3 protein-coding genes and 1 pseudogene are annotated in these 2,465 nt (G+C 54.9%); all 4 read left to right on the top strand.

Annotated features, from left to right (window positions below; genetic code table 11):
- Window positions 1–279: pseudogene (locus ACR0P9_RS10900) on the top strand (selenium cofactor biosynthesis protein YqeC); the annotation flags it as partial.
- Window positions 267–1,076 (top strand): selenium-dependent molybdenum cofactor biosynthesis protein YqeB, encoded by an 810-nt coding sequence (gene yqeB, locus ACR0P9_RS10895; RefSeq protein WP_432620057.1) that lies wholly within the window; start codon window positions 267–269, stop codon window positions 1,074–1,076. The pseudogene ACR0P9_RS10900 and the gene yqeB, both read left to right, overlap by 13 nt.
- A 21-nt stretch (window positions 1,077–1,097) precedes the next feature.
- Window positions 1,098–1,877 carry an FAD binding domain-containing protein gene (locus ACR0P9_RS10890; RefSeq protein ID WP_432620055.1) on the top strand — a complete coding sequence of 260 codons (780 nt, stop codon included), beginning with the start codon at window positions 1,098–1,100 and terminating at the stop codon, window positions 1,875–1,877.
- The gene (locus ACR0P9_RS10885; protein ID WP_432620053.1) at window positions 1,867–2,331 is read left to right on the top strand and encodes a (2Fe-2S)-binding protein; all 465 of its coding nucleotides are present in this window, start codon (window positions 1,867–1,869) and stop codon (window positions 2,329–2,331) included. The genes ACR0P9_RS10890 and ACR0P9_RS10885 overlap by 11 nt, the downstream gene beginning before the upstream one ends.
- Window positions 2,332–2,465 lie beyond the last annotated feature (134 nt).

Raw genomic sequence — 2,465 nt, 5'->3', positions numbered from 1 at the left:
GGAAAACCGATTGCCCAGGTATGCCATCGGCCGGAGCGCGTATGCGAGATGCTTTCGATGACACCGGAGCAGTGCATCACGCCGGAAGCCGCGGCAACTCTGCTTTTGCACGAAAGTGGACTGCGGAAAGAGGTACACGAGCGGCGGTTTGCCGTGATTCTCAATCAGGCAGACGGCACAAAAGAAAAAGAAGCAGGCGTTCGCATCACGGCATGTTTGCCCGATGCCATTTCCTGCGTCTTGACGACATATCGAGAGGATACAACATGCGAGTATTGATAAAAGGAGCCGGAGATTTGGCGAGCGGCATTGCCTGTCGGCTGCATCAGTGCGGCTGCTCCATTGTCATGACGGATCTTGCCGTTCCGACAGCGGTGCGGCGCACCGTGGCGTTTTCTAGAGCCATGTACGAACGGACAGTAGAAATTGAAGGCTCTGCTGCACAGCTGTGCAGCAACATGGACGAAGTACAAGAGGTTTTGCGGCGCGGAGATATTGCCGTGGTTATTGATCCGGAGGCAAAAATCCGCGAGCAATGGAAGCCGGATGCCGTTGTCGATGCGATTTTGGCAAAACAGAATTTGGGTACGCGCATCGACGATGCTCCAATTGTGGTCGCTGTGGGACCAGGATTTACAGCGGGAAAAGATTGTCATTGCGTGGTAGAGACCAAACGCGGACATTATTTGGGCAGATGCATCTATACTGGCAGTGCGATTGCCAACACCGGCGTGCCGGGTAATATCGGCGGCTACACCAAGGAACGCATTTTGCGCGCACCGTGTGACGGCGTGTTTGAGCCGGTTGTGCTGATTGGCGACACGGTGCAGCGCGGGGACATTTGCGGCACGGTAAATGGGATGCCGATGCGCAGTGAAATCCCCGGTGTGGTGCGCGGCTTGCTGCAAAGCGGCGTTGTTGTGACGAAGGGCATGAAGTCCGGAGATGTTGACCCGCGATGCGAGCGGGCGCACTGTTATTCCGTCAGCGATAAGGCGAGGGCGGTAGGCGGCGGTGTGCTGGAAGCACTGCTGCATTTGGATTTGTTGGCGAAGCAGCGAGAGAGAACAAACTGAGAGCGAAGAGGTGACGGGAATATGATTACAATCCGAGAATTTTTGAAAGCAAGCTCTTTGGAAGAAGCATGGAAGGCAAACCAAAAGCGCCCGAACCGCGTGCTGGGCGGTATGGGCTGGATGAAAATGAGCAGCGGCAATGTGTCGACCGCTATTGATTTGAGCGGCTTGGGACTGGATCAAATCGAGGAGACCGACAGCGAGTTCATCATCGGCGCGATGGTGACGCTGCGGCAGTTTGAGACCCATGAGGGACTCAACACGTATTTTGACCATGCGGCGCAGGAGAGCGTGAGGCATATTGTCGGCGTGCAGTTCCGCAACTGTGCGACGATGGGCGGCTCGGTCTGGCTTCGCGCCGGATTTTCCGATCCGTTGACACTGCTGCTGGCACTAGACTGCACGGTAGAGCTGTATCAGGGCGAGGACAAGCTGGTACAGGTGCCAATCGCAGAATTTTGCCGACAGAAGCCGGACAACAGCATTTTGACTGCTGTGCACATCCAGAAAACAGGACGCAAGATTGCCTATCAGTCGTTCCGCAACACAGAGACGGATTTTCCGGTTCTGACTGCGGCGGTCAGCGTTAAGGACGGCAAGTACTGTGCAGCTGTCGGCGCGCGCCCGATTCGTGCGCGGGAAGTCTATGCGGATACCATTCCGGAACTGATTGACAAGGCAAAAGCCTTGTCTTATCAGGACAATATTCGCGCTTCAGCGGAGTATCGCCGGATGCTGTCCGGTGTGCTGATTCAGCGCGCGGCGGATGAGCTGGAAAGGATCGAAACAAATGGAAATTAAATTGAAATTAAATGGCAAACAGATCGTTGATCTGATTGAGCCGGATATGTTGTTGTTGGATTTTTGCCGCAAGCACCACTGCAAGAGCGTCAAGCGCGGCTGTGAGACCTCCAACTGTGGTCTATGTACTGTATGGCTGGACGGCAAGCCGGTGCTCAGCTGTAATGTGCTGGCAGCGCGTGCCGCCGGACACGAAGTAACCACGCTGGAAGGCTTACAGGATGAAGCACGCGAGTTTGGTATGGTTCTTGCCTACGAGGGCGGCGAGCAGTGCGGCTTCTGCAATCCGGGCTTTATCATGAATGTGCTGGCGATGAAGCGCGAGCTGACGGATCCGACAGATGCGGAAATCAAAGAATATCTGTCCGGCAATCTGTGCCGCTGCACCGGCTATGCCAGCCATATGCGTGCGATTCATACATGGCTCAAGCAGCAGAAGGAGGCAGAATCATGAGATTACCAGATTCCAGAGAGCCGGGAAAATATGTCGGTGCACCGATTGTCAAAAAGGACGCGGAATCACTGGTCACCGGCAAGCCGGTATATGCAGACGATCTGGCACCGGACAACTGTCTGATTATCAAAATT

Source organism: Butyricicoccus sp. (assembly GCF_050872565.1).
Lineage (GTDB): Bacteria > Bacillota > Clostridia > Oscillospirales > Butyricicoccaceae > Butyricicoccus_A.
Note: the sequence above shows the minus strand (reverse complement) of the source record. Positions and strands in the feature narration are given on the sequence as shown.